The following is a 21,851-nucleotide window of genomic DNA, read 5'->3' on the forward strand; positions in this document are numbered from 1 at the left end:
GGGGCCCGGCGAGAGCATCTCGCTCAGGCGGGTGCGGGTCCGTCGGCCTCCGCGGGGTCGGGCGCGTGGCGCTCCAGGAACTCGAGCATCGAGACCCGGTCCACACCGGTGAAGGTGCCCGAGGGCATGGCCGCCAGCAGCGAGGCGTGCAGGTGGGCGACGGGCCAGACGGAGCCGCTCCAGCGCTCCTCGAGGGCGGCGGAGGGGCGGCGGCAGCAGGCCGGGTCGGGGCAGGTGGAGGCGTGGCGGCGGGTGGTCTCGCGGCCGCGGAACCACTTGGTGTGGTCGTAGCGGGTGCCCACCGAGATCGAGTACTCCCCACCGGAGCCGGCCTCGATGGTGGAGGTGCACCAGTAGGTGCCGCCGGGCTTGTCGGTGTACTGGTAGTACGGCGTCATCCGGTCCTCGCTCTTGAAGACCCGACGGGCGCTCCACCAGCGGCACACCTGCTGTCCTTCCACCGCCCCGAGGGCATCGGTCGGGAAGCGGACGTCGTCGTTCTGGTAGGCCTTGAGGATCGCGCCGCTGGAGTGGACCTTGAGGAAGTGGACGGGGATGTCCAGGTGGTGGGTGGCGAGGTTCGTGAAGCGGTGGGCGGCGGTCTCGTAGGTGACGGCGAACTCGTCGCGCAGGTCCTCGACGGACAGCTCCCGCTGCACCTTCGCGGCGCGCAGGAACTCCACCGCCCCCTCCTCCGGCAGCAGCAGGGCGCTGGCCAGGTAGTTCACCTCCACCCGCTGCTGCAGCAGGTCGCCGTAGTCGGCGGGCTCGTCCTTGCCCAGCACGTGGGCGGCGATGGCCTGCAGCACGGTGGCGCGGGCGTCGGAGACCCGCCGGTTCAGCGGCAGGTAGATCCGCATGTGCTCGGCGTCGGTGATGGAGCGGGTGGAGTGGGGCAGGTCCGGCACCGAGTGCAGGGTGAAGCCGAGCCGCGCGGCCAGCAGGGACACCTTGCGGTGCGAGAGGGGTCCGTCGCGGTGGTCGATGCGGGCCAGCAGGTCGCGGGCGAGGGTCTCCAGCTCGGGGTAGTAGTTGCCGGCGCGGGACTGCTCGGCGCGCATCTGGCCGTTGACCCTCCGCGCCTCCTCGGGGGTGGCGGCGCGCTGCTCGTGCAGCAGCCGCAGCTCCTGGTGGAGGCCCAGGATGGTCTGGATCGCGGCGTCGGAGAGGGTCTTGCGCACGGGCAGCTCGGGCAGGCCGAGGCTGCGGTACAGCGCCCCGGCCTGCGCTTTCTCCAGGGCGATCTCGAGGGCGGCGCGACGATCGGGGGCCTCGGCGCGCAGCAGGTCCTCTACGGCGACGCCGAGTGCCTCGGCGATCCGGGCCAGCTCGCTGAGCCGCAGCTCCCGCTTGCCGTTCTCGATCACGGAGACCTGCGAGGGGGCGCGGTCGAGCCGTTCGGCGAGCTGCTGCAGGGAGAGGCCGCGCTGCTGGCGGCGGGCGCGGATGCGGCGGCCGATGGTGAGCGCGTCGTAGCCGTGCTCGGCCGAGGGCGAGCCGGCGGGGTCCGCCGCGGGGGCGGGCGAGGGTCGATCAGGGGTCATGCGGCGAGGATGGCACGGAAAGTTCTGATCGGCAGAAGTTTGGCGAAAGTTCTTCGGAATCCCCTCTTCTGGAGCGGTTGACGCGGCCCCACAGTGGTCACACCACGGCGATTTCGCCGACTGCGGCACTCCCGCCGCGTGGTGACCGACCGGTAATAAGGAGCCGACGATGCAGCAGTTCACCCGCCCCGGAACCCCCACCACGACCGCCGAGGAGCTCGCCACCGCCTGGGAGGTCGACCCCCGCTGGGAGGGCGTGCGACGCGACCACACGGCCGAGGACGTCGTCTCCCTCGCCGGCCCGGTCCGCGAGGAGCACACCCTGGCCCGTCGCGGCGCCGAGCGGCTCTGGCAGCAGATCCAGGACAACACCACCGACCCCTCCTCCTGGGTGCGGGCGCTGGGCGCGCTGACCGGCAACCAGGCCGTGCAGCAGGTGCGCGGCGGCCTGCAGGCCATCTACCTCTCCGGCTGGCAGGTCGCCGCGGACGCGAACCTCTCCGGGCAGACCTACCCCGACCAGTCCCTCTACCCCGCCAACTCCGTGCCCTCCGTGGTCCGCCGCATCAACAACGCGCTGCTGCGGGCCGGGCAGATCGAGTTCGCCGAGACCGGCAGCACCTCCCGCGACTGGATGGCCCCGATCGTGGCCGACGCGGAGGCCGGCTTCGGCGGCCCCCTGAACGCCTACGAGCTGATGCACTCGATGATCGCGGCCGGCGCCGCGGGCGTGCACTGGGAGGACCAGCTGGCCAGCGAGAAGAAGTGCGGCCACATGGGCGGCAAGGTGCTGGTCCCGACCTCGCAGCACATCCGCACCCTGAACGCGGCGCGGCTGGCGGCGGACGTCGCCGGGGTGCCCTCGGTGATCATCGCCCGCACCGACGCCCTCGCCGCGAACCTGCTGACCAGCGACGTCGACGAGCGGGACCACGAGTTCCTCACCGGCGAGCGCACCGCGGAGGGCTTCTACGAGGTGAAGAACGGCATCGAACCGGTCATCGCCCGCGGCCTGGCCTACGCACCCTACGCGGACCTGCTGTGGGTGGAGTCCTCCACCCCGGACCTCGAGCTGGCCCGGGCCTTCGCGGAGCGGATCCACCGCGACTTCCCCGACCAGAAGCTCGCCTACAACTGCTCCCCCAGCTTCAACTGGAAGCAGCACCTGGACGACGAGCAGATCGCGAGCTTCCAGCGGGAGCTGGCCGCGATGGGCTACGCCTTCCAGTTCATCACCCTCGCCGGCTTCCACTCCCTCAACCACGGGATGTTCGAGCTGGCGCGCGACTACCAGGAGCGCCAGATGTCGGCCTACGTCGAGCTGCAGGAGGCCGAGTTCGCCTCGGCCGCGCACGGCTTCACCGCCCACAAGCACCAGGCGGAGGTCGGCACCGGCTACTTCGACCGCGTGTCCACCGCGCTGAACCCGCACAGCAGCACCCTCGCGCTGGCCGGGTCCACCGAGACCGCGCAGTTCCACTGAGATCTTCCAGCCCAGACATCGGACAGGAGTCCCGTCATGACCGTCACCGACCACGGCACCCCCCGCACCAACACCACCACCCGCCCCGCGACCCCGGGGCTGCGCGCCCCCACCGGCACCCTCGAGGTGGACGGCGAGATGGAGCACCGCTTCGAGGAGGTGCTCACCCCCGAGGCCCTGGCCTTCGTGGCCGAGCTGCACGACCGCTTCGCGCGGCGCCGCTACGAGCTGCTGACGGACCGTCGGGTGCGGCGGGACTCGATCTCCGGCGGCGGCACCTTCGACTTCCGCGCCGAGACCTGGCGGATCCGGGAGGACCCCGACTGGCGGGTCGCCGGCGCCGGGCCCGGCCTGGAGGACCGTCGGGTGGAGATCACCGGCCCCACCGACCGCAAGATGACCATCAACGCGATGAACTCGGGCGCGAAGGTCTGGCTGGCCGACCACGAGGACGCCCTGAGCCCGACCTGGCACAACCAGATCCAGGGGCAGATCAACCTGTACGACGCGATCCGTCGGCAGATCGACTTCGTCTCCGACGAGGGCAAGGAGTACCGCCTGGGCGAGGAGACGCCGACCATCGTCTTCCGTCCGCGCGGCTGGCACCTGACCGAGAAGCACCTGCGCTACACGGGACCGGGCCGCCAGCCCGGCCGGGCCATCGCCTCCCTGGTCGACGCGGGGCTGTACCTGTTCCACAACGCGCGCGAGCTGATCGCCCGCGGCCGCGGGCCGTACCTGTACCTGCCCAAGCTGGAGAGCCGACACGAGGCGCGACTGTGGGACGAGGTGTTCACCCTGGCCGAGGAGAGGCTGGGCATCGAGCACGGCACCATCCGGGCGACGGTGCTGATCGAGACCCTGCCCGCGGCCTTCGAGATGGAGGAGATCCTCTACGAGCTGCGCGACCACTGCGCGGGCCTGAACGCGGGCCGCTGGGACTACCTGTTCTCGGTGATCAAGATGTACCGGGACCGGGGCCGGCGGCACGTGCTGCCGGACCGCGGGCAGCTGACGATGACGGTCCCCTTCATGCGGGCCTACACGGAGCTGCTGGTGTCCACCTGCCACCGTCGCGGCGCCCACGCGATCGGCGGGATGAGCGCCTTCATCCCCTCGCGGCGGGACCCGGAGGTCACCGAGCACGCCCTCGCGAAGGTCTCCGAGGACAAGCGGCGGGAGGCGACCGACGGCTTCGACGGCACCTGGGTGGCCCATCCGGACCTGGTGCCGGCGGCGCGCGCCGAGTTCGAGCCCTTCCTGGGGGAGCGGCCGAACCAGCTGCACCGGCGGCGGGAGGACGTCGAGGTGCATGCCGAGGACCTGCTGGACCTGCGGGTCGAGGGCGGGAAGGTCACCGAGCAGGGGGTGCGGCAGAACATCACCGTCGCCCTGCGCTACCTGGACAGCTGGCTGCGCGGCCAGGGTGCGGCGGCCATCGACAACCTGATGGAGGACGCCGCGACCGCGGAGATCTCCCGCTCGCAGCTGTGGCAGTGGATCAACCAGGGGGTGTGCACCGATGAGGGCCGCCCGGTGACCACGGAGCGGGTCGAGTACCTGATCGACCACGCCGCCGAGGAGCTGGGCGACGCGGAGGGCTCGCGGATGCAGGACGCCGCGGAGGTGCTGAAGGACGCGGTGCTCGGCATCGACTTCCCGGCCTTCCTGACCCTGCCGGCCTACGACCGCTACCTGGGCTGAGCATCGTGGCCTGACCGTCGCGACCTGATCCCCGGCCCGCTCGTGACAGGAGCCCCCGACCCGTGACCCGGGTCGGGGGCTCCTGTACGGCGTGGAGGGGCCGGATCAGCGGGCCGGGTCCACCATCACCTTGAGGGCCTCGCGGCCGTCCATCGCGGCGTAGCCGGCGGGGACCTCGTCGAAACCGATGGTGCGGTCGAAGACCTTGCCGGGGTTGATCGTCCCGTCGAGGACCTGCTGGATGGCGTCCTCGAGGTAGGCGCGCACGGGGGCTGGGCCCCCCGCGAGGCGGGCGTTCTTGCCGAACAGCGAGCCGAAGCCGACGGGCGCGTCCTCGTACTGGGGGACGCCGACGCGGGAGATCACGCCGCCGGGGCGGATGATCTCGTAGGACTGCACGTAGGCGGGCATGTGGCCCACGGCCTCGAGGACCACGTGCACGCCGTGGCCGCCGGTGAGCTCGAGGACCTTCGCGACGCCCTCGTCGCCGCGCTCGGCGACGACGTCGGTGGCGCCGAACTCGCGGCCGAGGTCGGTGCGGTCGGTGTGGCGGCCCATCAGGATGATCTGCTCGGCGCCGAGCTGCTTCGCGGCGAGCACGGCGGACAGGCCCACGGCGCCGTCACCGACGACGGCCACGGACTGGCCGGGCTTCACGTCGGCCATGTGGGCGGCGTGGTGCCCGGTGAGATACACGTCCGACAGGGTGAGCAGGGAGGCCAGCAGCTCCTCGGAGGCGGTCTCCGGGTCGACGCCGGGGACGACGACGAGGCTGCCGTTGACCTGCGGGACGCGGGCGAACTCGGCCTGCAGGGTGGAGTGGAAGCCGCCGTGCGGGCAGGCGGTCTGGAAGCCGTCGCGGCAGATCTCGCAGGTGTTGTCGGCGTAGGCGAAGGGGGCGATGACGAAGTCGCCGGGCTTCACCTCGGTCACCTCGCTGCCGACCTCCTCGACCACGGCGATGGACTCGTGGCCCATCGGGGCGCCCTGCTCGCTGGCGGGCATCTGGTGATAGGGGTGCAGGTCGGAGCCGCAGATGCAGGTGCGCACGGTGCGCACGATGGCGTCGGTGGGCTCGACGAGGGCGGGCTTGTCGACGTCTTCGACGCGGACGTCGCCGGCGCCGTACATGAAGGTCGCCTTCACGGATTCCTCCTGGGAGTAGGTGGCGGGAGCGGTGCTCCCGTCGGGGACGGGCCCATCCTGCCAAGCCGGTCCCGGGTGCCGGGAGACCCTGCCGGTACCCCCTTCGCGGGCCTGCCCGGGCCGGCGGAGGCGGGTACCGCCAGGGCCTCCCTGACGGGTACGCGGCTGGGTAGCGTGAGCGTATGAGCTCCCGTGACGAGGTCCGCGACTTCCTGGTCTCCCGCCGTGCCAAGGTGACCCCGGCGATGGTCGGCCTGCCCACCGGCGGCACCCGTCGCGTGCCCGGGCTGCGCCGCGGCGAGGTGGCGGTGCTGGCCGGGGTGAGCGTGGAGTACTACACGAAGCTGGAGCGCGGCGACCTGCGGGGCGTGTCCGAGGAGGTGCTGGAGGCGATCGCCTCGGCGCTGCGGATGGACGAGGCCGAGCGGGAGCACCTGATGGACCTCTCCCGCACCGCGAATGTCGGCACCCGGGCCCGGCGTCCCCGCCCCGCCCGGCCGGGGGTGCGGCCCAGCCTGCTCCACCTGGTCGCGGCGATCGACGACGGCGCCGCGGTGCTGGCGAACGCCCGCGGGGAGATCGTGGCGACGAACTCGCTGGCCCGGGCGCTGTACGACCCGGTGTTCCGCTCCCAGGGCGCGACCCCCGGCTACGGCCGCTTCATCTTCCTGGACCCGGCCGCGCGACGGTTCTACCCGGACTGGGAGTGGATCGCGGACGCGAACGTGGCGAGCCTTCGCACCGTCGCGGGGCGTCGCCCCTACGACAAGTCCATCACCGACCTGGTCGGGGAGCTGTCCACCCGCTCGGAGGAGTTCCGGGTGCGCTGGGCCCGGCACGACGTGCGCCTGCACATCGAGGGGATCAAGCGGCTGCGCCATCCGCAGGTGGGTGAGCTGGAGCTGGAGTACAACGTGCTGGACCTGCCCGCCGACGAGGACCTCGACCTCACCGTCTACACGGCGGCGCCCGGGACCGGCAGCGCGGAGAAGCTGCGGCTGCTGGCGAGCTGGTGGGTCTCCGAGCAGGAGGCGGGGCAGGGCGTCAGCGCAGGCTGACGAAGTGCGTCGTCACCGCCGCCGCGAAGGCGATGGTGGAGAGCATCGCCAGCGAGAACTCGATGACGATCCCGACGCCGAGCGCCTTCACCGCCACCCAGGCGGAGCCGAGGCCCTTCCGGAGGTCCTGCAGCCGCAGCGCCTCCGCGGCGCACAGGCCGAGGACGAATCCGATGGGCAGGCCCAGGAACGGGATCACGAAGATCCCGACGATGCCCGCGGCGATGCCCACCAGCAGCGGCCAGGTGGGCACCTCATGCTGCTTCAGCTTCCGCCCGGTGAGCACATAGCTGCAGGTCATGCCCGTGATGCTGAACAGGGCGATGAGGCCGAAGGCCACCCAGGAGGGCCAGCCGCCGATGATGATCGCCCAGACCAGGGTGGAGATCAGGATGACGATGGTGCCCGGCAGGATCGGCAGGATGATGCCGGTCAGCCCCACGATGTAGGCGAGGCCAACCACGACGGTGACGATGATCTGCACGGTCAGGGAATCCACGGGGCCTCCAGGGGCAGGGTCGGGATGTTTCGGCGCCGGTGCGGTGAGGGGTCAGGGCAGGCGGACGACCTGGCCGGCGTAGGAGAAGCCGCCGCCGAAGCCGACCAGCAGCGCGGTGGCGCCGGCGGGAAGACGGCCGGCCTCGCGCAGGCGGGACAGGGCCAGCGGGATGGTCGCGGCGGAGGTGTTGCCCGAGGTGATGACGTCGTCGGCGACGACCGCGTCCTCCCGCAGGCCCAGCGAGGCGGCGAGCGGCTCGATCATCCGCAGGTTCGCCTGGTGCGGGATGAACACGTCGATGTCCTCCATGTCCAGCCCGGCGGCCTCGACGATGCCGCGGCAGATGCCGGGGGCCTCGCGCAGGGCCCAGCCGAGCACCAGGCGCCCCTGCTGGGCGAAGCGCCCGCTGGGCGGGCCGATGGTGACGGCGTCGGCGAGCTCCGCCTCGGTGCCCCACAGGGTGGGGCCGACGCCGGGCTCCTCGCTGCCCGTCAGCACCACGGCCCCGGCGCCGTCAGCGGTGAGGATGCAGGTGGTGCGGTCGGTGTAGTCGGTGACAGCGGTGAGCTTCTCGGCGCCGATCACGAGGCTGGTGGTGGTGCCGCCGGCGCGGATCGACTGGTCGGCGACGCCGACGGCGTGGCTGAAGCCGGAGCAGGCAGCCCCGAGGTCGAAGGCGGCCGGGGCGGGGATGCCCAGGGCCTGCACGACGCGGCCGGCGACGCTCGGGGAGCGCTCCTCGGAGGAGCAGGTGGCGACGATGACCTGGGTGATGGACGCGGGGTCCACGCCGGCGTCGGCGATCGCGGCGCGGGCGGCGGCGACGGCCATGTCGGCGACGGTCTCGTCCTCGGCGGCGACGTGGCGGGTCTCGATGCCGGTGCGCTGGCGGATCCACTCGTCGCTGGTCTCGACCATCTGCTCGAGGTCGGCGTTGGTGAGGATCCCTTCCGGGCGGTAGTGGCCGGTGCCGAGGATCCGGGAGCCGGCGACGGGACGGGGGGCGTGGATGCGCATGGTTCTCCTCGGGTCGGCAGGGGTGCTGCGGGCAGTGTAGGCGGCGGGGCCGGGCGTCCCCGGGGTGAACCGGGACGGCGCGCACGGCCATGGGCGCCACGTGCCGCGCGGCACAGTGCGATGCCCGATATCGGGTGCTCTGCGTAGCGTGGCCGCGTGATCGAGTTCCTGCGTCTGGCCGGGCTGGGGATCGTCGGCGGCCTGGTGGTCTTCGCGGCGATCTCCCCGCTGGTGGTGGGCCTGCAGCGGCGCCGCTTCGGGCGGGTGCGCGGGCAGCGGATCCTCGGCATCGCCGTGATCTGCATGTACACGATGCTGCTGGCGGGGATGACGGTGGCGCCCTCGGGGCAGGCGGAGGTGTGCACCGGCTCGGGGATCCTGCAGCCGGTGCCGCTGCACTCCCTGGCCGAGGTGATCGAGGTGGCCCGGCTGGGGGTGGGTCCGCTCGGCGTGCTGCTGAGCTGGCCGTCGATGCAGCTGCTGGCCAACATCGCGCTGTTCATGCCGCTGGGCGCGATCTTGCGCGGCGTGTTCCGCCTGGACACCACCACGGCGCTGGCGATGGGGGTGATGCTCTCGGTGCTGATCGAGGCCACCCAGTTCACCGGCGGGTGGGGGCTGTACCCCTGCGGCGAGCGCACCGCCGACATCGACGACGTGTTCACGAACTCCCTGGGCACCTGGCTGGGGGCGATGTGCGCCCCGATGTTGACGCGGCTCGGCACGCCGCTGTTCGGCCGCCCGGAGCCGCCGGCGCCCCGGTGAGGAACCTCCCCCGGTGCGGCTCAGGCGGTGACCGTGAGGGTGGAGGTGCGGTCGGGGCCGCGGCGGACGTGGATCTGCTCGGGGATCTGGGCGGCGAGGTCGCCGACGTGGCTGACGATGCCGATGGTGCGGCCGTGCTCGGCGAGGCGGCCGATCTCCTGGACGACGGTCTCGAGGGTCTGCGGGTCCAGGGAACCGAAGCCCTCGTCGATGAACAGGGTCTCCATCCGCACCCCACCGGCCTCCCCGGCGACGATGTCCGCCAGGCCCAGGGCGAGGGCGAGGGAGACGAAGAAGGTCTCGCCGCCGGAGAGGGTCTCGGGCACGCGCACCTGGTCGGTGCGGCGGTCCATCACCAGCAGGTCGAGGCCGGTGCGGCGGGCGCCGCGGGCGCCGGTGTCGCGCAGCAGTTCCAGGTCGGAGCCGGAGAAGGAGGCCAGGCGCACGTTGGCGGCGTCGATGACGTCCTCGAAGCGGCGCAGCAGCACGTAGCTGGACAGCTGGATGCGTTCGCCGTCGCGGGAGCGGCCGGTGGCGAGGTCGGCGATGCGCACCACCACCCCGGCCCGCTCCCCCACGGTCTCGACCTGAGCGATCACGGCGGTGAGGTGCTCTCGGGCGGCGGTGGCGCGGTCGGCGACGGCGCGGGCGCGGGTCTCGCTCGCTGCAGCCTCGCGGGAGGCCTGCTGGGCGGCGGTGTGCGTCTCGGTGGCGGCGGCGAGGGCGCGGGTGGCGGCCTCCTCGGCCTGCTTGGAGGGGTCGGCGGCGGCGACGCCCTCCTCGGCAAGACCCTGGGTGAGGCGGTCCTCGGCGACGGCGTGCCGCTGCAGCAGCGCGGTGTGGCGTTCACGGGCGGCGGACTCGAGCACCAGGGCGGCGACGCCCTCCTCGGTGGCCGGCAGCGCGGCGGCGTGCTCGTGGGCGGCGAGGGCGGCGTGCGCGGCCTCGCGGGCCTCGGTCACCTCGGCCTCGGTCTCGGCGAGGCGACGATCGGCCTGTTGGAGGGCGCGCAGGGCCTCGCGGAGGGCCTGCGCGGCGGCGGCCCGCTCGCGGTGGGCGCGGCGGCGCTCGGCGATGGAGGCGTCCTCGCCGCGGGCCTCGGCGATGCGGGCGCGGTCGGCCTCCAGGGTGGTGGTCTGCTCGGTGATCGCGGTGCTGAGCCGTTCGAGGGCCAAGGCGTCCTGCTCACGGCGACGGGCGAGGGACCGGGTCTCCTCGTCGTGGGCGGTGAGGGCCTGCTCCTGCCGGGCGGCGCGCTGCTCAGCCTCGCGGGCGGAGGCGACCTGGGCGGCGGCCTGCCGCAGGGCGGCCTCAGCGGCCTCCGTGCCGAGCTCCTGGGCCTCCTCGCGAAGGCGCTCGTGCTCACTGCGGGCGGTCCCGAGGCGGTGCTCGGCGGCCGTGTGCTCCTTCTCGGCGCGCTGACGCTCGGTCTCGGCGGCCTCCACCTGCTCGGGGGTGACGGCGTCCTCGGCGGCGCCCGCCGGGCGGGGGTGCTCGGCGGCACCGCAGACGGGGCAGGGTGTCCCCTCCTCCAGGCCGGTGGCGAGCTCCGCGGCGATGCCCGCGAAGCGGCGGCGGCGCAGCGCGGCCTCCGTCTCGGCGGCGGTGCGGGCGGTGGACACCGCGGTGCGCAGGGCATCCTCGGCGGCGGTCACGGCCTGCTGCTGGCGGGCGGCGGCGAGGGCGGCCTGGTGGCGGGTGCGGGCGGTGGTCTCGCCGAGCACGGCATCAGGGAGGGCGGCGGCCTCGGCGCGGGCGGCATCCCGCGCCGCCACCAGGGCCTCGCGCGCGGCGGGACGCGCGGCGGCGGCCTCGTCGCGCTCCTGCAGGGCGGTGCGTGCCTGCTGCTGCTCGGTGCCGCGGGCGGCGAGGGCCCGCTCCCGCTCGGGCAGCTCGGCCTCGAGGCGGGCGAGATCGGCGAGTCGGCCGGCGGCGGCGGTGGCCTCTTCGGCGGCGGCGTCGAGGGCGGTGGCGGCGGCGTGCGGGTCGGCGGGTCCGTGCTCGCCGGCGCAGGCTTCGGCGAGGTCGGCCTGAGTGGGCCGCGCGAGCTCTACCTGCTCCGCGAGCGCACTCCGCGCGGTGTCACGGCCGGTCAGGGACGCCCCGCGGCGGCGGAGGGCGGCGGCCAGGGGGCGCACGGCCTCGTCGCGGCGCAGCTCCCGCCGGGCGGACTCCACCTCGGGGCGCTCCTCGGCGAGCCGGGCGCGCAGCGCATCGAGCTCGCGGCGGCGGGCGATGAGGGCGCTCGCCGCGCGGGCGGTCTCGACGGCGGCGGCCGCGACGGTCTCGGCCTCGCGGGCCCCGATGGCAGCCTCGCGCGTGGCCTCGGCCTGTGCGGTGACCTCGGCCAGCAGCGCCTCGGCCTGTTCGGCGAGACCGTCCAGGCGCAGCGCCTCGGCCTGCGCGGCCAGGGTCTCCCGCGCCTCCTGCTCGGCGCCGGTGGCCTCGGCGAACCGCGCCAGGGCCTCTCCGAGGGCGGCGCGGGCGGCGTCGACCTCGCGCTTGGCGGCCTTGCGCATCTCCTCGAGCTGCTTCTCGACGGCCTCGTAGATCTCGGTGCCGAAGACGCGCTGCAGCACCTGCTGGCGCTCGGTGGTGCCGGCGCGCAGGAAGCGGGCGAACTCGTTCTGGGGCAGCAGCACGGTCTGGGTGAACTGCTCGCGGCTGAGCCCCACGGCGCGCTGGACCTCCCGGCCCACCTCGTCCAGGCGGGTGGCCAGGGGCTCGATGCCGTCGCCGTCCCCGTGGTGGTCGGCGATCGCGGCCGGGATCAGCTCCGGGGAGCCGATGCGCCAGAGGATCGCGCGGGCCTGCTGGCGGGTGGTGCCGGAGCCGCGCTTCTTGGCGCGCTGGTACTCGGGCTCGCGGCGGATCCGGTAGATCCCGGCGCCGGTCTCGAAGACGAGGTCCACGACGCTGGCGGCGGTGGGGTCGGCGAACTGGGAGCGGATGCGGTCGCCGCTGGTGTCGCTGCCGGCGACGGATCCGTACAGCGCGTAGACGATCGCGTCGAGCAGGGTGGACTTGCCGGAGCCGGTGGGGCCCTCCAGCAGGAAGATTCCGCCGGCGCCGAGGGCGGCGAGGTCCACCTCGACCTGTCCCGCGAAGGGTCCGATACCGGTCAGCCGCAGGTGATGGAGCTTCACGAGGCCTCCTCCCGTCGGCCGCGGACGGCGCCGAGGGCGTCCTGCAGCACCCGGTGCTCGGCGGCGGTGGGCTCGGCGGCGGTGACGTACTGGACGAAGTCGTCCATCACGGCGAGCGGGTCGGCCTCGCGGCGCACCTCGGGGGTGGCCTCGGCGGGGCGACGACCTTCGGGGGCGTAGACCGTCTCCAGCAGCTGCGGGAAGGATTCGCGCAGCCGTTCCTGCAGGTGGGCGGGACGGGCGGTGTCGGTGACGACGGCTTTCAGCCAGTCCTCGCCGTGCTCGGGGGCGCGGGCGAGGATCTCCTCGAGGGGGCCGCGCAGCTCGGTGAGGGCCCGCGGCACGGGGGCGGGCAGGCGCTCGACGGTGACCTCCCCGGGCGCGCCGAGCTCGACCAGCAGCACGGCCTTGCGGTGGGAGCGCTCGGAGAAGGAGAAGGCCAGCGGGGAGCCGGAGTACCAGGCGGGTGCGCCGACGGTGCGGCTGAGGTCCTGGCAGCCGTGGAGGTGTCCGAGGGCGAGGTAGTCGATGCCGCCGAGCACCCCGGCGGGCACGGAGTCGACGCCGCCCACCGAGAGGTCCCGTTCGGAGTCGCTGCCCTCGCCGCCGGTGACGAAGGTGTGGGCGAGCACCACCACGCGGGCTCCGGGATGCTCGGCGGCGCGGGCCCGGACCCGGTCCAGGGCGGCGCGGGTGACGGCCTCGTGGCTGCGCGCGAGCGGCTCCTCCCCGTCCGCGGCGAGCCGGTGGCGGTAGCGGTCGGGGTCGAGGTAGGGCAGGCCGAAGAACAGCACCTCACCGTGCTCATCGTCGACGGAGACGGGATGGTCGATCGCGGGCAGGTCCGTCAGCAGGTGGATGCCGGGGCGCATCAGCTCGCGGCCGAAGCCGAGTCGGTCGGCGGAGTCGTGGTTGCCGGGGGTGATGACCACGGTGGCGAGCTCGGCGAGCGCCGCGAGGGTGCGGCCCAGCAGCCGCACCGCCTGGATGGGCGGCACCGCCCGGTCGTACACGTCCCCCGGGATCACGACCACGTCCACCCCGTGCTCGCGCACCTGCTGCAGCAGCCAGTCGTGGAAGGCGGCCTGGTGCTCCTCCAGCTCGGCGCCGTGCAGGGTGCGCCCGAGGTGCCAGTCCGAGGTGTGCAGGATCTTCATGGTCCTGACCCTATGCAGATCCCCCGACAATCGAATCGCACGAGCCCTCTCCCGACCGTGTGCGCGGCGCGGCTGTCGCGTGTCGGAGGGCGCGCGTAGCGTGTCCGCAATGAGCACCGACGCCGCAGCCCCCGCCCCGCACCCCGCCGATGTCGAGCAGGTCACCGTCGACGTGGTGGTGATCGGCGGTGGCCCCGTCGGCGAGAACATCGCCCAGTACGCCACCGAGGGCACCGAGCTGACCGCCGCGATCGTCGAGGGCGAGCTGATGGGCGGTGAGTGCTCCTACTACGCCTGCATCCCCTCGAAAGCGCTGCTGCGTCCCCTCGCGCTCGCCGAGGCCTCCGCCCACATGGAGGGCGTCGCGCCCGGCTCCCTGCGCGCCGCGGAGCTGCTGCGCCGCCGCGACGAGTGGGTGCACCAGTACGACGACTCCAGCCAGGCCGACTGGGCCGAGGGCGCCGGGATCCGGGTGCTGCGCGGCCACGGCCGACTCAGCGGCGAGCGGGAGGTGACCGTCGCGGGCGAGCGCCCCGTCCGCGTCACCGCCCGGCACGCGGTGGTGCTCGCCACCGGCTCCACCCCCACGATCCCGCCGGCGCTGCAGGGCCTGGACGCGTGGACCTCCCGGGACGCCACCGGGGTGCGGGAGGTGCCCGAGCGCCTCGCGATCGTCGGCGGCGGCGTCGTCGCCACCGAGGCCGCCACCTGGATGGCGGCACTCGGCAGCACCGTGACCCTGCTGGTGCGCGGCGACCGGCTGCTGCCCGGCACCGAGCCCGCCGCCGGCCGCATCGTGCTCGACGCCCTGCGGGAGCGCGGCGTCACCGTCCACCTGGGCACCGAGGTCACCGCCGCCACCCGGGACGACGTCCAGGACACCGGGCTCGGCCGGCGCCATGGGGGCCCGCTCGCTCTGGGACTCTCCGGGGACGGCCCGGCCCGGCTGGAGGTCGACGAGCTGCTGGTCGCCACCGGCCGCCGCCCCCGCCTGGACGACCTGGCGCTGGAGACCGTGGGCCTCACCCCCGCGCAGGTGCTCGGCGGCGACCTGCCCGCGTGGCTGCTGACCGTGGGCGACGCCAGCGGCGAGGCCCCGCTGACCCACTGGGGCAAGTACCGCGCCCGCGTGCTCGGCGACCGGGTCCGCGCCGAGGCCACCGGGCAGATCCCGGAGCCGGAGCCGTCCGTGGTGCCGGTGCCGCAGGTGGTGTTCACCGAGCCACAGGTCGCCGCCGTCGGCATGACCGCCGCGCAGGCCGAGAAGGCCGGGCACCGGGTCGCCACCGCGGAGGTCGGCTACGGATCCGCGGCCGGCACCGCCCTGATCCGCGACGACGCCGACGGCACCGCGATCCTGGTGGTCGACGCCGACACCGGTATCCCCCTCGGCGCCACCCTGGTGGGCCCCGAGGCGGCCGAGCTGATCCACCCGGCGACCGTCGCGATCGTCGGCCAGGTGCCGGTGTCCGTGCTGCGCCACGCGGTGCCGAGCTTCCCCACCGCCTCCGAGCTCTGGCTGCGCCTGCTCGAGGAGCTGCCACGGGAGCTGCGCCACCGGCTCTGAGTCACGTGAGCACGACGGAGCGGGACGGCCGGGGTATGCCCGACCGTCCCGCTCTGCTGTGGAGGTGCGGTGGTCAGTTGTCGACGAACGCGATGCCCTCGTGGTCCGTGCGGTACATGAAGGCGGCCATCGCGTCGCGGTCCAGCAGACCGGTGTCGGTGACGTCGCTGCCCTCGGTGAAGACGTGGAAGTTGTCGCCGCCGGCCACGAGGAAGCTCGCGGCGACCACGGTGTAGGTGGCCTCCGGGTCGATGGCCTCGCCGTCGACGGTCACCGAGGTGATCCGCTCGCCCTCGGGAAGGGACTCGTCGAAGGTGTAGGAGACGTTGTCGGACAGGCCCAGCTGCAGGTAGGGCCGCGAGGGGACGGTGCCCTCGGCGGTGCGCTGCCACTGCTGCTCGAGCAGCGTGGTGACCTGCTCACCGGTGAGGTCGACCGTGGAGAGGTTGTCGACGAAGGGGACGATGTCGTTGGCCTCCTTGTAGGTGACCACGCCGTCGCCCTCCCCCGCGGTCTCCTCGTAGGAGAGGTTCGAGCGGACGCCACCCGGGTTCATCACGCCGATGGTGGCGCGGGTGCCGCCGTAGGAGTCCTGCTGGGTGGCCCAGACCATCGACTCGGCGAGCTCGTCGGAGAGGGCGGAGGAGCTGGCGCGGTCGTCGCCGCGGCCGTCGTACTCGTCGCTGACGGATCAGACGCCGTCCACGTACTCGGCGGAGTCCGGGGCGTAGGCGGTGGTGATGTCGGTGTCGATGTCGCCGACGGCCTCCTGCGCGGCCTCCTCGCCGGCGGCCGCGGGGGCGGCGAGGCCGGCGCCGGGCAGGCCCAGCAGCAGGCTCGAGGCACCGAGGCCGACGGCGCCTCGACACCAGGAGGAACGGGAGGAAGGCGACATGACGGGCGAACTCCAGCGTCGGGGAACGGGCGGGGGATGTGTCCTGGATCATCCAAGCCCAGGGCACCGACACACCAGCACCCTTCGCCGACCTGTTTCCCGGATCGACGCCGAACGTTCCTCGGCGATCGCCGAGCCGTCGGCGTCTGCTGCCCCACATCGTGGCGCGCACCCGCGGCCCGTCGCGCCCGATTCGATACCATCGGCACCGACCTCCCGCGGACGGGTGTCCCGCGCCCCGGTGCGGGTCCACCGTCCGCTCCGCCCCGCGCCGTCTCTCCCCCGGCGAGGGCGCCACCCGACGTGGACCGCGTCGGGTCGACGCTCGTCGTCCCCCGAAGGAGTCCCCCTCATGGTGATGCCGTTCCTGCACCGTCGACCCACCGTCCCCGCCACCGACGGCGAGAGCTGGCCGCACGTCGTGATCATCGGCGGCGGCTTCGCGGGCGCCCAGGCCGTGATGGGGCTGCGCGACACCCGGGTGCGGGTCACCCTGATCGACCGCAACGTCTACAAGACCTTCCAGCCGCTGCTGTACCAGGTGGCCACGGCCGGCCTGAACCCCGGGGACGTCACCATGTTCCTGCGCGGTCTGTCGCTGAAGGTGCCCAACATGCGCTACCGCCAGGGCGAAGTGGTGGGCGTGGACCCGGAGGAGAAGGTCGTCACCCTCGACGAGGGCCAGCGCGGCGCGCACCACCTGTCCTACGACTACCTGGTGCTCGCCAACGGCGCGACCACCAACTTCTTCGGCACCCCCGGCGCCGAGGAGCACGCGATGCCGATGTACACCCGCTCCCAGGCCCTGGCCATCCGCGAGCGGGTGTTCTCCGAGCTGGAGCGCTCCTCCCGCGACTCCACGGGCGACAAGCTGCACGTCTCCATCGTCGGCGGCGGCCCCACCGGCGTGGAGATCGCCGGGGCGCTCGCCGACTTCCGCGAGCAGGAGCTGGACATCCTCTACCCGGAGATGGACCCGGGCACCCTGCAGATCACGCTGATCCAGCGCGGCAAGGACCTGATCAAGGAGTTCCGCGAGGAGTACCGCGAGTACGCCGCCGAGGAGCTGCAGGACCGCGGCGTGGAGCTGTGCCTGGGGCACGGCGTGGACGCCGTGGGCTACGACCACGTCGAGCTCGACGGCGGCCGCATCCTCGAATCCGACATCACCATCTGGGCGGCCGGCGTCGGCATCGCCGAGACCGTCGCCGACTGGGGGCTGCCGCAGGACGACCGCGGCCGCCTCGTGGTCGACGAGACCCTGCAGGTGGAGGGCTTCCCGGGCGTCTACGCCGCCGGGGACATCGCGGGCGGCGAGCACGCTCTGCCGCAGCTGGCCCAGCCCGCCATCCAGACCGGCCAGGCCGTGGCGAAGATGATCGACGCCGACGTCACCGGCGCCACCAAAAAGCCGTTCAGCTACCTGGACTTCGGCACCATGGCGACCATCGGCCGCCACGCCGCGATCACCCAGCTGCCCGAGGTGCCCGGCCTCGGCTCCCACGGCCTGACCGGCACCGTCGGCTGGTTCTCCTGGCTCGGCGTGCACGTGGCCAAGATGATCGGCCACCGCAACCAGCGCGCCGTGGCGATGAACCTGCTGTCGCTGTACGGCGGCACCCGACGCACCCACCAGCCGAATCCGGTGGTCGGCGAGGTCGACTCGATCGCCGCGGCCCGCGAGTTCGAGAAGCAGGCGCCGCACCGCAAGTTCGGCGTCAACGCCCAGGGCTGAGCGTGGGCGAGCAGGGACGGCTGAGCGACACCCTGGCGGGACGCCGGGTGGCGGTCGCCGCCGAGCGCAAGGCCGAGGAGGCCATCGCGTCCCTGCAGCGCCACGGCGCCGAGGTCGTCCAGGCGGCGCCGCTGTCGGTGGTGCCGCACGCGGACGACGCCGAGCTGCTGGCGCGCACCCGGGAGCTGCTGGCGGCTCCCCCGCAGGTCGTGGTCGCGACCACCGGGGTGGGCTTCCGCGGCTGGCTGGCCGCGGCCGACGCCGCCGGGCTGGGCGAGTCCCTGCGCGAGGCGCTCGCCGGGGCGACGCTGCTGGCCCGCGGCACCAAGGCTCGCGGCGCGATCCGGCAGGCGGGGCTCACCACCGCCTGGGTCGCGGAGTCGGAGACCGCCGCGGAGGTCGGAGAGCACCTGCGCACCCTGGACCTCGCCGGGCAACGGGTCGCGATCCAGCACCACGGCTCCGGCGCCGACGGCCTCGACGAGCTCTGCGCGGAGCTGGGTGCCGAGGTCACCAGCCTGACCATCTACCGCTGGGGGCCTCCCGCCAACCCGGCCGCCCTGGAGCGCGCCGTGCGCGAGGCGGGCGAGGGCACCGTGGACGCGGTGCTGTTCACCTCCGCGCCCGGGGTCGTCTCCTGGCTGGAGGCCTCCCGCACCGCCGGCACCGCCGACGCCCAGCGCGAGCGCGCCGCCACGGGGTGCCTGCTGCTGGCCGCGGTCGGCCCCGTCACCGCGGCCCCCCTGCAGGAGGAGGGCTTCGCCGTGATGGTCGCCGAGCGCAGCCGCCTGGGGGCACTGCTGCGCGACGTGGTCGCCCACTACGCCTGACCGGGCAGGTCTTCCAGCGCGTCCAGCGCCTGCAGGGTCGCGACGACAGCCTCCGCCGCCTCCGCCCCCTTGTCCTCCACCGAGCCGGGCAGCCCGGCGCGGTCCCGCGCCTGCTGCTCGGTGTCGCAGGTCAGCAGCCCGAAGCCGACGGGCAGCCCGGTGCGGACGGACACCTCGGTCAGGCCCGTGGTGGCGGCCTGGCAGACGTAGTCGAAGTGCGGGGTGCCGCCGCGGATGACGACGCCCAGCGCGACCACGCCGTCAGCCACGGCGGCGGCGCGGGCTGCGGCGACGGGCAGCTCGAAGGAGCCGGGCACGCGGAGCACGGTCGGTGCGGGGGCGCCGAGCTCGGCCAGGCGGCGACGGGCCCCGGCCAGCAGGCCGTCCATCACCTCGGTGTGCCAGCTGGCGGCGACGATCACCAGGCGGCGGCCGGTGGCGTCGGGGGTCAGGGTGGGGGCGCCGTGCGCGCTCATGCGATGTCCTTCCGGGGGTGGGCGGGGGTGAGGGCGTCCGCGGGGATGCGGTGGCCCATGCGCTGCGCCTTGGTGCGCAGGTAGGTGACGTTCTCGGGGCCGACGCCGACGATCAGCGGACGCTGCGCGACCACCGCGATGCCGTGCGCGCGCAGCCCGGCGGCCTTGTCCGGGTTGTTGCCCAGCAGCTCCACCTCGGTCACGTCGAGTGCGGTGAGGATCGCGGCGGCGGCCCCGTACTCGCGGGCGTCGACGGGCCAGCCGCGGGCCCGGTTGGCCTCGACGGTGTCGTGGCCCGCGTCCTGCAGGGCGTAGGCGGCGATCTTCTCGGCCAGGCCGATGCCACGGCCCTCGTGGCCGCGCAGGTAGACCAGCACCCCGCCGTGAGCGGCGAGGTGCTCCAGGGCCGCCTCGAGCTGCGGTCCGCAGTCGCAGCGGGCCGAGCCGAGCGCCTCCCCGGTCAGGCACTCGGAGTGCACCCGCACCGGGGTGGGGGCGCCCGGGGCGACGGGTCGCTCGGCGACCAGGGCCAGGTGCTCGGCGGCGGCCAGGCGGGCGGCGGCCTCCCGGCGCAACACCGGGCCCTCGTCGTGGACCAGCTCGCCGATGACACCGACGGGGACGAGGCCGGCCGCGCGGCAGAGGTCCACGGCGGCCTCGGTGTGGCCGGGGCGCTCGTGGACCCCGCCGGGCACGGCCCGCAGCGGCAGCACGTGCCCGGGGCGGATCAGGTCGGCGGGGGCCGCGTCCGGGTCGGCGAGCACGCGCAGGGTGCGGGCGCGGTCGGCGGCGGAGATGCCGGTGGTGACGCCGTCGGCGGCATCGACGGCCACCGTGTAGGCGGTGCCGCGGGGGTCCTGGCCGCGGGGCACCATCGGCGGCAGGCCGAGGGCGTCGGCGCGGTCGGCGGGCAGCGGCGCGCAGAGGTAGCCGGAGGTGCGGCGCACCATCCAGCCGATCCAGCGCTCGCTCGCGTGCTCGGCGGCCATCACCGCGTCGACCTCGTCCTCCCGCTCGGTGCCGTCGGCGACGAGGACGGGGCGGCCCGCGCGCAGCTCGTCGAGGGCGCGGGCCAGCCGCTCGCCCGCCTCGGCAGCGGGGTGGTGGTTGTCGGTCGCGGCGCTCATCGCGCCAGCTCCCGCACGCGGCCGGTCTCGCTCCAGCGGGCGGCGTAGCGGGCCATCACGTCGACCTCGACGTTCACCCGGTCGCGCGCGGCGAGCTCCCCGAGGGTGGTGGCTGCGAGCGTGGCGGGGATGAGGGCGACGGAGAGGGTGTCCGCGGTGACCGCGGTGACGGTGAGGGAGACGCCGTCCAGAGTGATCGCGCCCTTCTCGGCGATCAGCGGGGCGAGGCTCTGATGGTCGGCCTCCCCGGGGTCGAGGGCGAACGTCAGCTCCCGCCAGCGGCCGCCGTCGACGCGGCGGACCAGGCCGGCGGTGCCGTCCACGTGGCCCTGGACGACGTGCCCGCCGAGCCGCTGGTCGGCGCGAACGGAGCGTTCGAGGTTCACCCGGACGCCGGGGGCGGCGGCGCCGAGGGTGGTGCGGCGCAGGGTCTCGGGGATGGCCTCGACGGCGAAGCGGCCCTCGCCGGGCAGCTCCACCACGGTGAGGCAGACGCCGTCCACGGCGATCGAGTCGCCGAGCCCGGCATCGGAGGCGGCGCGGGGGCCGTGCAGGACGAGGCGGGTCTCGCCGCCGGGGAGGGGGTCGAGGCGGTCGATCGTGCCGATCTCCTCGACGATGCCGGTGAACATGGGAGCTCCTTCTGGGCGGTGTGCGGAGGGTGCAGGGTCAGGCTGGGATGGCGATGAGCAGCAGGTCCTCGCCGAGCCGGCGGAGCTCGCGGGTCCGCCAGCGGGGGGCGCCGGCGAGGCCGGGGATGGCGGGGCGGCGAGCACGGGGGTGCCGGCGCCGAGGTGGAGCGGGGCGAGGTAGGCGTGCAGCTCATCGATCAGGCCCGCGGCGAGGGCGGCGGCGGACAGGCGCGGCCCGCCCTCGAGCACCGCGTGCCGCACGCCGCGGGAGGCGAGTTCGGCGAGCACGGTGGCGGGGTCGTGGGTGGGCAGGGCCAGGAAACGGCCGTCGGTTCCGCGCACGGCCGCGGCCGCGGGGAGGGGGCGGTGGCCGACGACGACGCGCCAGGGCGGGCTGCCGTCGGCGCCGGGGGTGCGGACGGTGAGGGCGGGGTCGTCGGCGAGCGCCGTGCCGGTGCCCAGGATCAGGGCGTCGGCGCGGGCGCGGACCTGGTGGGCGTGGGCGCGGGCCTCGGGGCCGGTGATCCAGCGGCTGGCCCCGTCGGCGGCGGCGACCTGCCCGTCCAGGCTGGTGGCGGTTTTCCAGACCAGGTGCACGCCCCGCGCGGCGGCGCGGGTGTACCAGGGGCGGATCAGGTCGAGGGCTGCGGCGCGCTCCAGTCCGGTGTGCACCGCGATCCCGGCCTCCCGCAGCCGCGCGGCCCCGCCGCCGCTGTCCCGGCCGGGCTCGGGCAGGGCGTGGACCACACGGGCCACGCCCGCCGCGATGAGGGCCTCGGCGCAGGGGCCGGTGCGGCCGGTGTGGGCGCAGGGTTCGAGGGTGACGACGGCGGTGGCGCCCCGGGGGTCGTGGCCGCGGGCACGGACGTCGGCGAGGGCGGCGACCTCGGCGTGGGCGGTGCCGGCGCCGCGGTGGTGCCCCTCTCCCAGGGTGCGCCCGTCGGCATCGAGGATGACGCAGCCGACCTGCGGGTTCGCATCCTGGGCGGGGCCGTGGGCGGCGAGGGTGAGGGCGTGGAGCATGGCGGCGCGCTCGGCGGGGGTGGGGTGCTCCTGCACGGTCGGCTCCC

17 protein-coding genes and 1 pseudogene are annotated in these 21,851 nt (G+C 74.5%); 7 read left to right on the forward strand and 11 right to left on the reverse strand.

All coding sequences use genetic code 11. The features are described 5' to 3' along the window. Nucleotides 1–23: 23 nt before the first annotated feature. Nucleotides 24–1,544, reverse strand: coding sequence for a helix-turn-helix transcriptional regulator (locus tag OM98_RS01725; RefSeq protein ID WP_010532835.1), 1,521 nt, complete (start codon nucleotides 1,542–1,544; stop codon nucleotides 24–26). 169 nt (nucleotides 1,545–1,713) lie between these two features. Between OM98_RS01725 and aceA the strand changes: the two genes are divergently transcribed. Further along, nucleotides 1,714–3,027, forward strand: a complete 1,314-nt coding sequence (gene aceA, locus OM98_RS01730; protein WP_010532836.1) for an isocitrate lyase — start codon at nucleotides 1,714–1,716, stop codon at nucleotides 3,025–3,027. Nucleotides 3,028–3,063: 36 nt separating this feature from the next. After that, nucleotides 3,064–4,731, forward strand: a complete 1,668-nt coding sequence (aceB, locus tag OM98_RS01735) for a malate synthase A (RefSeq protein WP_010532837.1) — start codon at nucleotides 3,064–3,066, stop codon at nucleotides 4,729–4,731. 105 nt (nucleotides 4,732–4,836) lie between these two features. Here the strand turns inward: aceB and OM98_RS01740 are convergent, their stop codons facing one another. Continuing rightward, nucleotides 4,837–5,877, reverse strand: a complete 1,041-nt coding sequence (locus tag OM98_RS01740; RefSeq protein WP_010532838.1) for a zinc-binding dehydrogenase — start codon at nucleotides 5,875–5,877, stop codon at nucleotides 4,837–4,839. Nucleotides 5,878–6,059: 182 nt separating this feature from the next. On the opposite strand from OM98_RS01740, the gene OM98_RS01745 reads away from it, so the two are divergent. Continuing rightward, nucleotides 6,060–6,935, forward strand: a complete 876-nt coding sequence (locus tag OM98_RS01745; RefSeq protein WP_010532839.1) for a helix-turn-helix transcriptional regulator — start codon at nucleotides 6,060–6,062, stop codon at nucleotides 6,933–6,935. Here OM98_RS01745 and OM98_RS01750 read toward each other — a convergent pair. Both OM98_RS01750 and OM98_RS01755 read right to left on the reverse strand, forming a co-directional pair. Next, complete coding sequence (locus tag OM98_RS01750; protein ID WP_010532840.1) at nucleotides 6,922–7,434, reverse strand: DUF456 domain-containing protein; 513 nt, start codon at nucleotides 7,432–7,434, stop codon at nucleotides 6,922–6,924. The genes OM98_RS01745 and OM98_RS01750 overlap by 14 nt on opposite strands. A gap of 51 nt (nucleotides 7,435–7,485) precedes the next feature. Continuing rightward, nucleotides 7,486–8,451 (reverse strand): beta-ketoacyl-ACP synthase III, encoded by a 966-nt coding sequence (locus OM98_RS01755; RefSeq protein ID WP_010532841.1) that lies wholly within the window; start codon nucleotides 8,449–8,451, stop codon nucleotides 7,486–7,488. Nucleotides 8,452–8,607: 156 nt separating this feature from the next. Between OM98_RS01755 and OM98_RS01760 the strand changes: the two genes are divergently transcribed. Continuing rightward, a complete protein-coding gene (locus OM98_RS01760; protein WP_010532842.1) occupies nucleotides 8,608–9,216 on the forward strand; it encodes a VanZ family protein in 609 nt (202 codons plus the stop codon). A gap of 20 nt (nucleotides 9,217–9,236) precedes the next feature. Here the strand turns inward: OM98_RS01760 and OM98_RS01765 are convergent, their stop codons facing one another. Then, entirely contained in the window at nucleotides 9,237–12,362 is a 3,126-nt protein-coding gene (locus OM98_RS01765; protein WP_010532843.1) for an AAA family ATPase, read from the reverse strand. Next, complete coding sequence (locus tag OM98_RS01770; RefSeq protein WP_010532844.1) at nucleotides 12,359–13,519, reverse strand: exonuclease SbcCD subunit D; 1,161 nt, start codon at nucleotides 13,517–13,519, stop codon at nucleotides 12,359–12,361. Before OM98_RS01770 ends, OM98_RS01765 begins: the two co-directional genes overlap by 4 nt. Before the next feature lie 109 nt (nucleotides 13,520–13,628). Here OM98_RS01770 and OM98_RS01775 point away from each other — a divergent pair, with 109 nt between their 5' ends. Beyond that, nucleotides 13,629–15,086: a dihydrolipoyl dehydrogenase family protein gene (locus tag OM98_RS01775; RefSeq protein WP_010532845.1), complete on the forward strand. Its 1,458-nt coding sequence runs from the start codon at nucleotides 13,629–13,631 to the stop codon at nucleotides 15,084–15,086. Between the two features lie 73 nt (nucleotides 15,087–15,159). Here OM98_RS01775 and OM98_RS01780 read toward each other — a convergent pair. Both OM98_RS01780 and OM98_RS01785 read right to left on the reverse strand, forming a co-directional pair. Next, nucleotides 15,160–15,717, reverse strand: a pseudogene (locus OM98_RS01780) (5'-nucleotidase C-terminal domain-containing protein); the annotation flags it as partial. A gap of 60 nt (nucleotides 15,718–15,777) precedes the next feature. Beyond that, nucleotides 15,778–15,981: a hypothetical protein gene (locus OM98_RS01785; RefSeq protein ID WP_010532847.1), complete on the reverse strand. Its 204-nt coding sequence runs from the start codon at nucleotides 15,979–15,981 to the stop codon at nucleotides 15,778–15,780. 352 nt (nucleotides 15,982–16,333) lie between these two features. On the opposite strand from OM98_RS01785, the gene OM98_RS01790 reads away from it, so the two are divergent. Both OM98_RS01790 and OM98_RS01795 read left to right on the forward strand, forming a co-directional pair. Further along, nucleotides 16,334–17,716, forward strand: coding sequence for an NAD(P)/FAD-dependent oxidoreductase (locus OM98_RS01790; RefSeq protein WP_010532848.1), 1,383 nt, complete (start codon nucleotides 16,334–16,336; stop codon nucleotides 17,714–17,716). 2 nt (nucleotides 17,717–17,718) lie between these two features. After that, nucleotides 17,719–18,546: a uroporphyrinogen-III synthase gene (locus OM98_RS01795; RefSeq protein ID WP_010532849.1), complete on the forward strand. Its 828-nt coding sequence runs from the start codon at nucleotides 17,719–17,721 to the stop codon at nucleotides 18,544–18,546. Here OM98_RS01795 and ribH read toward each other — a convergent pair. From ribH to ribD, 3 genes are read right to left on the reverse strand one after another with little or no spacing between them, the layout of a single operon-like run. After that, complete coding sequence (gene ribH, locus OM98_RS01800; RefSeq protein WP_010532850.1) at nucleotides 18,537–19,022, reverse strand: 6,7-dimethyl-8-ribityllumazine synthase; 486 nt, start codon at nucleotides 19,020–19,022, stop codon at nucleotides 18,537–18,539. The two genes, OM98_RS01795 and ribH, sit on opposite strands and share 10 nt — an antisense overlap. Continuing rightward, the gene (gene ribB / locus OM98_RS01805; protein ID WP_010532851.1) at nucleotides 19,019–20,149 is read right to left on the reverse strand and encodes a 3,4-dihydroxy-2-butanone-4-phosphate synthase; all 1,131 of its coding nucleotides are present in this window, start codon (nucleotides 20,147–20,149) and stop codon (nucleotides 19,019–19,021) included. The genes ribH and ribB overlap by 4 nt, the downstream gene beginning before the upstream one ends. Further along, complete coding sequence (gene ribD, locus OM98_RS16050; RefSeq protein ID WP_245528700.1) at nucleotides 20,146–21,840, reverse strand: bifunctional diaminohydroxyphosphoribosylaminopyrimidine deaminase/5-amino-6-(5-phosphoribosylamino)uracil reductase RibD; 1,695 nt, start codon at nucleotides 21,838–21,840, stop codon at nucleotides 20,146–20,148. The genes ribB and ribD overlap by 4 nt, the downstream gene beginning before the upstream one ends. Nucleotides 21,841–21,851: the final 11 nt, after the last annotated feature.

This window comes from Brachybacterium squillarum M-6-3 (genome assembly GCF_000225825.1).
Taxonomy (GTDB): Bacteria; Actinomycetota; Actinomycetes; order Actinomycetales; family Dermabacteraceae; genus Brachybacterium; species Brachybacterium squillarum.

Coding starts and splice junctions, on each gene's coding strand:
- OM98_RS01725 (WP_010532835.1), bottom strand. CDS start 1,544: ATGACCCCTGATCGACCCTCGCCCGCCCCCGCGGCGGACCCCGCCGGC.
- aceA (WP_010532836.1), top strand. CDS start 1,714: ATGCAGCAGTTCACCCGCCCCGGAACCCCCACCACGACCGCCGAGGAG.
- aceB (WP_010532837.1), top strand. CDS start 3,064: ATGACCGTCACCGACCACGGCACCCCCCGCACCAACACCACCACCCGC.
- OM98_RS01745 (WP_010532839.1), top strand. CDS start 6,060: ATGAGCTCCCGTGACGAGGTCCGCGACTTCCTGGTCTCCCGCCGTGCC.
- OM98_RS01755 (WP_010532841.1), bottom strand. CDS start 8,451: ATGCGCATCCACGCCCCCCGTCCCGTCGCCGGCTCCCGGATCCTCGGC.
- OM98_RS01770 (WP_010532844.1), bottom strand. CDS start 13,519: ATGAAGATCCTGCACACCTCGGACTGGCACCTCGGGCGCACCCTGCAC.
- OM98_RS01775 (WP_010532845.1), top strand. CDS start 13,629: ATGAGCACCGACGCCGCAGCCCCCGCCCCGCACCCCGCCGATGTCGAG.
- OM98_RS01785 (WP_010532847.1), bottom strand. CDS start 15,981: ATGTCGCCTTCCTCCCGTTCCTCCTGGTGTCGAGGCGCCGTCGGCCTC.
- OM98_RS01790 (WP_010532848.1), top strand. CDS start 16,334: ATGGTGATGCCGTTCCTGCACCGTCGACCCACCGTCCCCGCCACCGAC.
- ribH (WP_010532850.1), bottom strand. CDS start 19,022: ATGAGCGCGCACGGCGCCCCCACCCTGACCCCCGACGCCACCGGCCGC.
- ribB (WP_010532851.1), bottom strand. CDS start 20,149: ATGAGCGCCGCGACCGACAACCACCACCCCGCTGCCGAGGCGGGCGAG.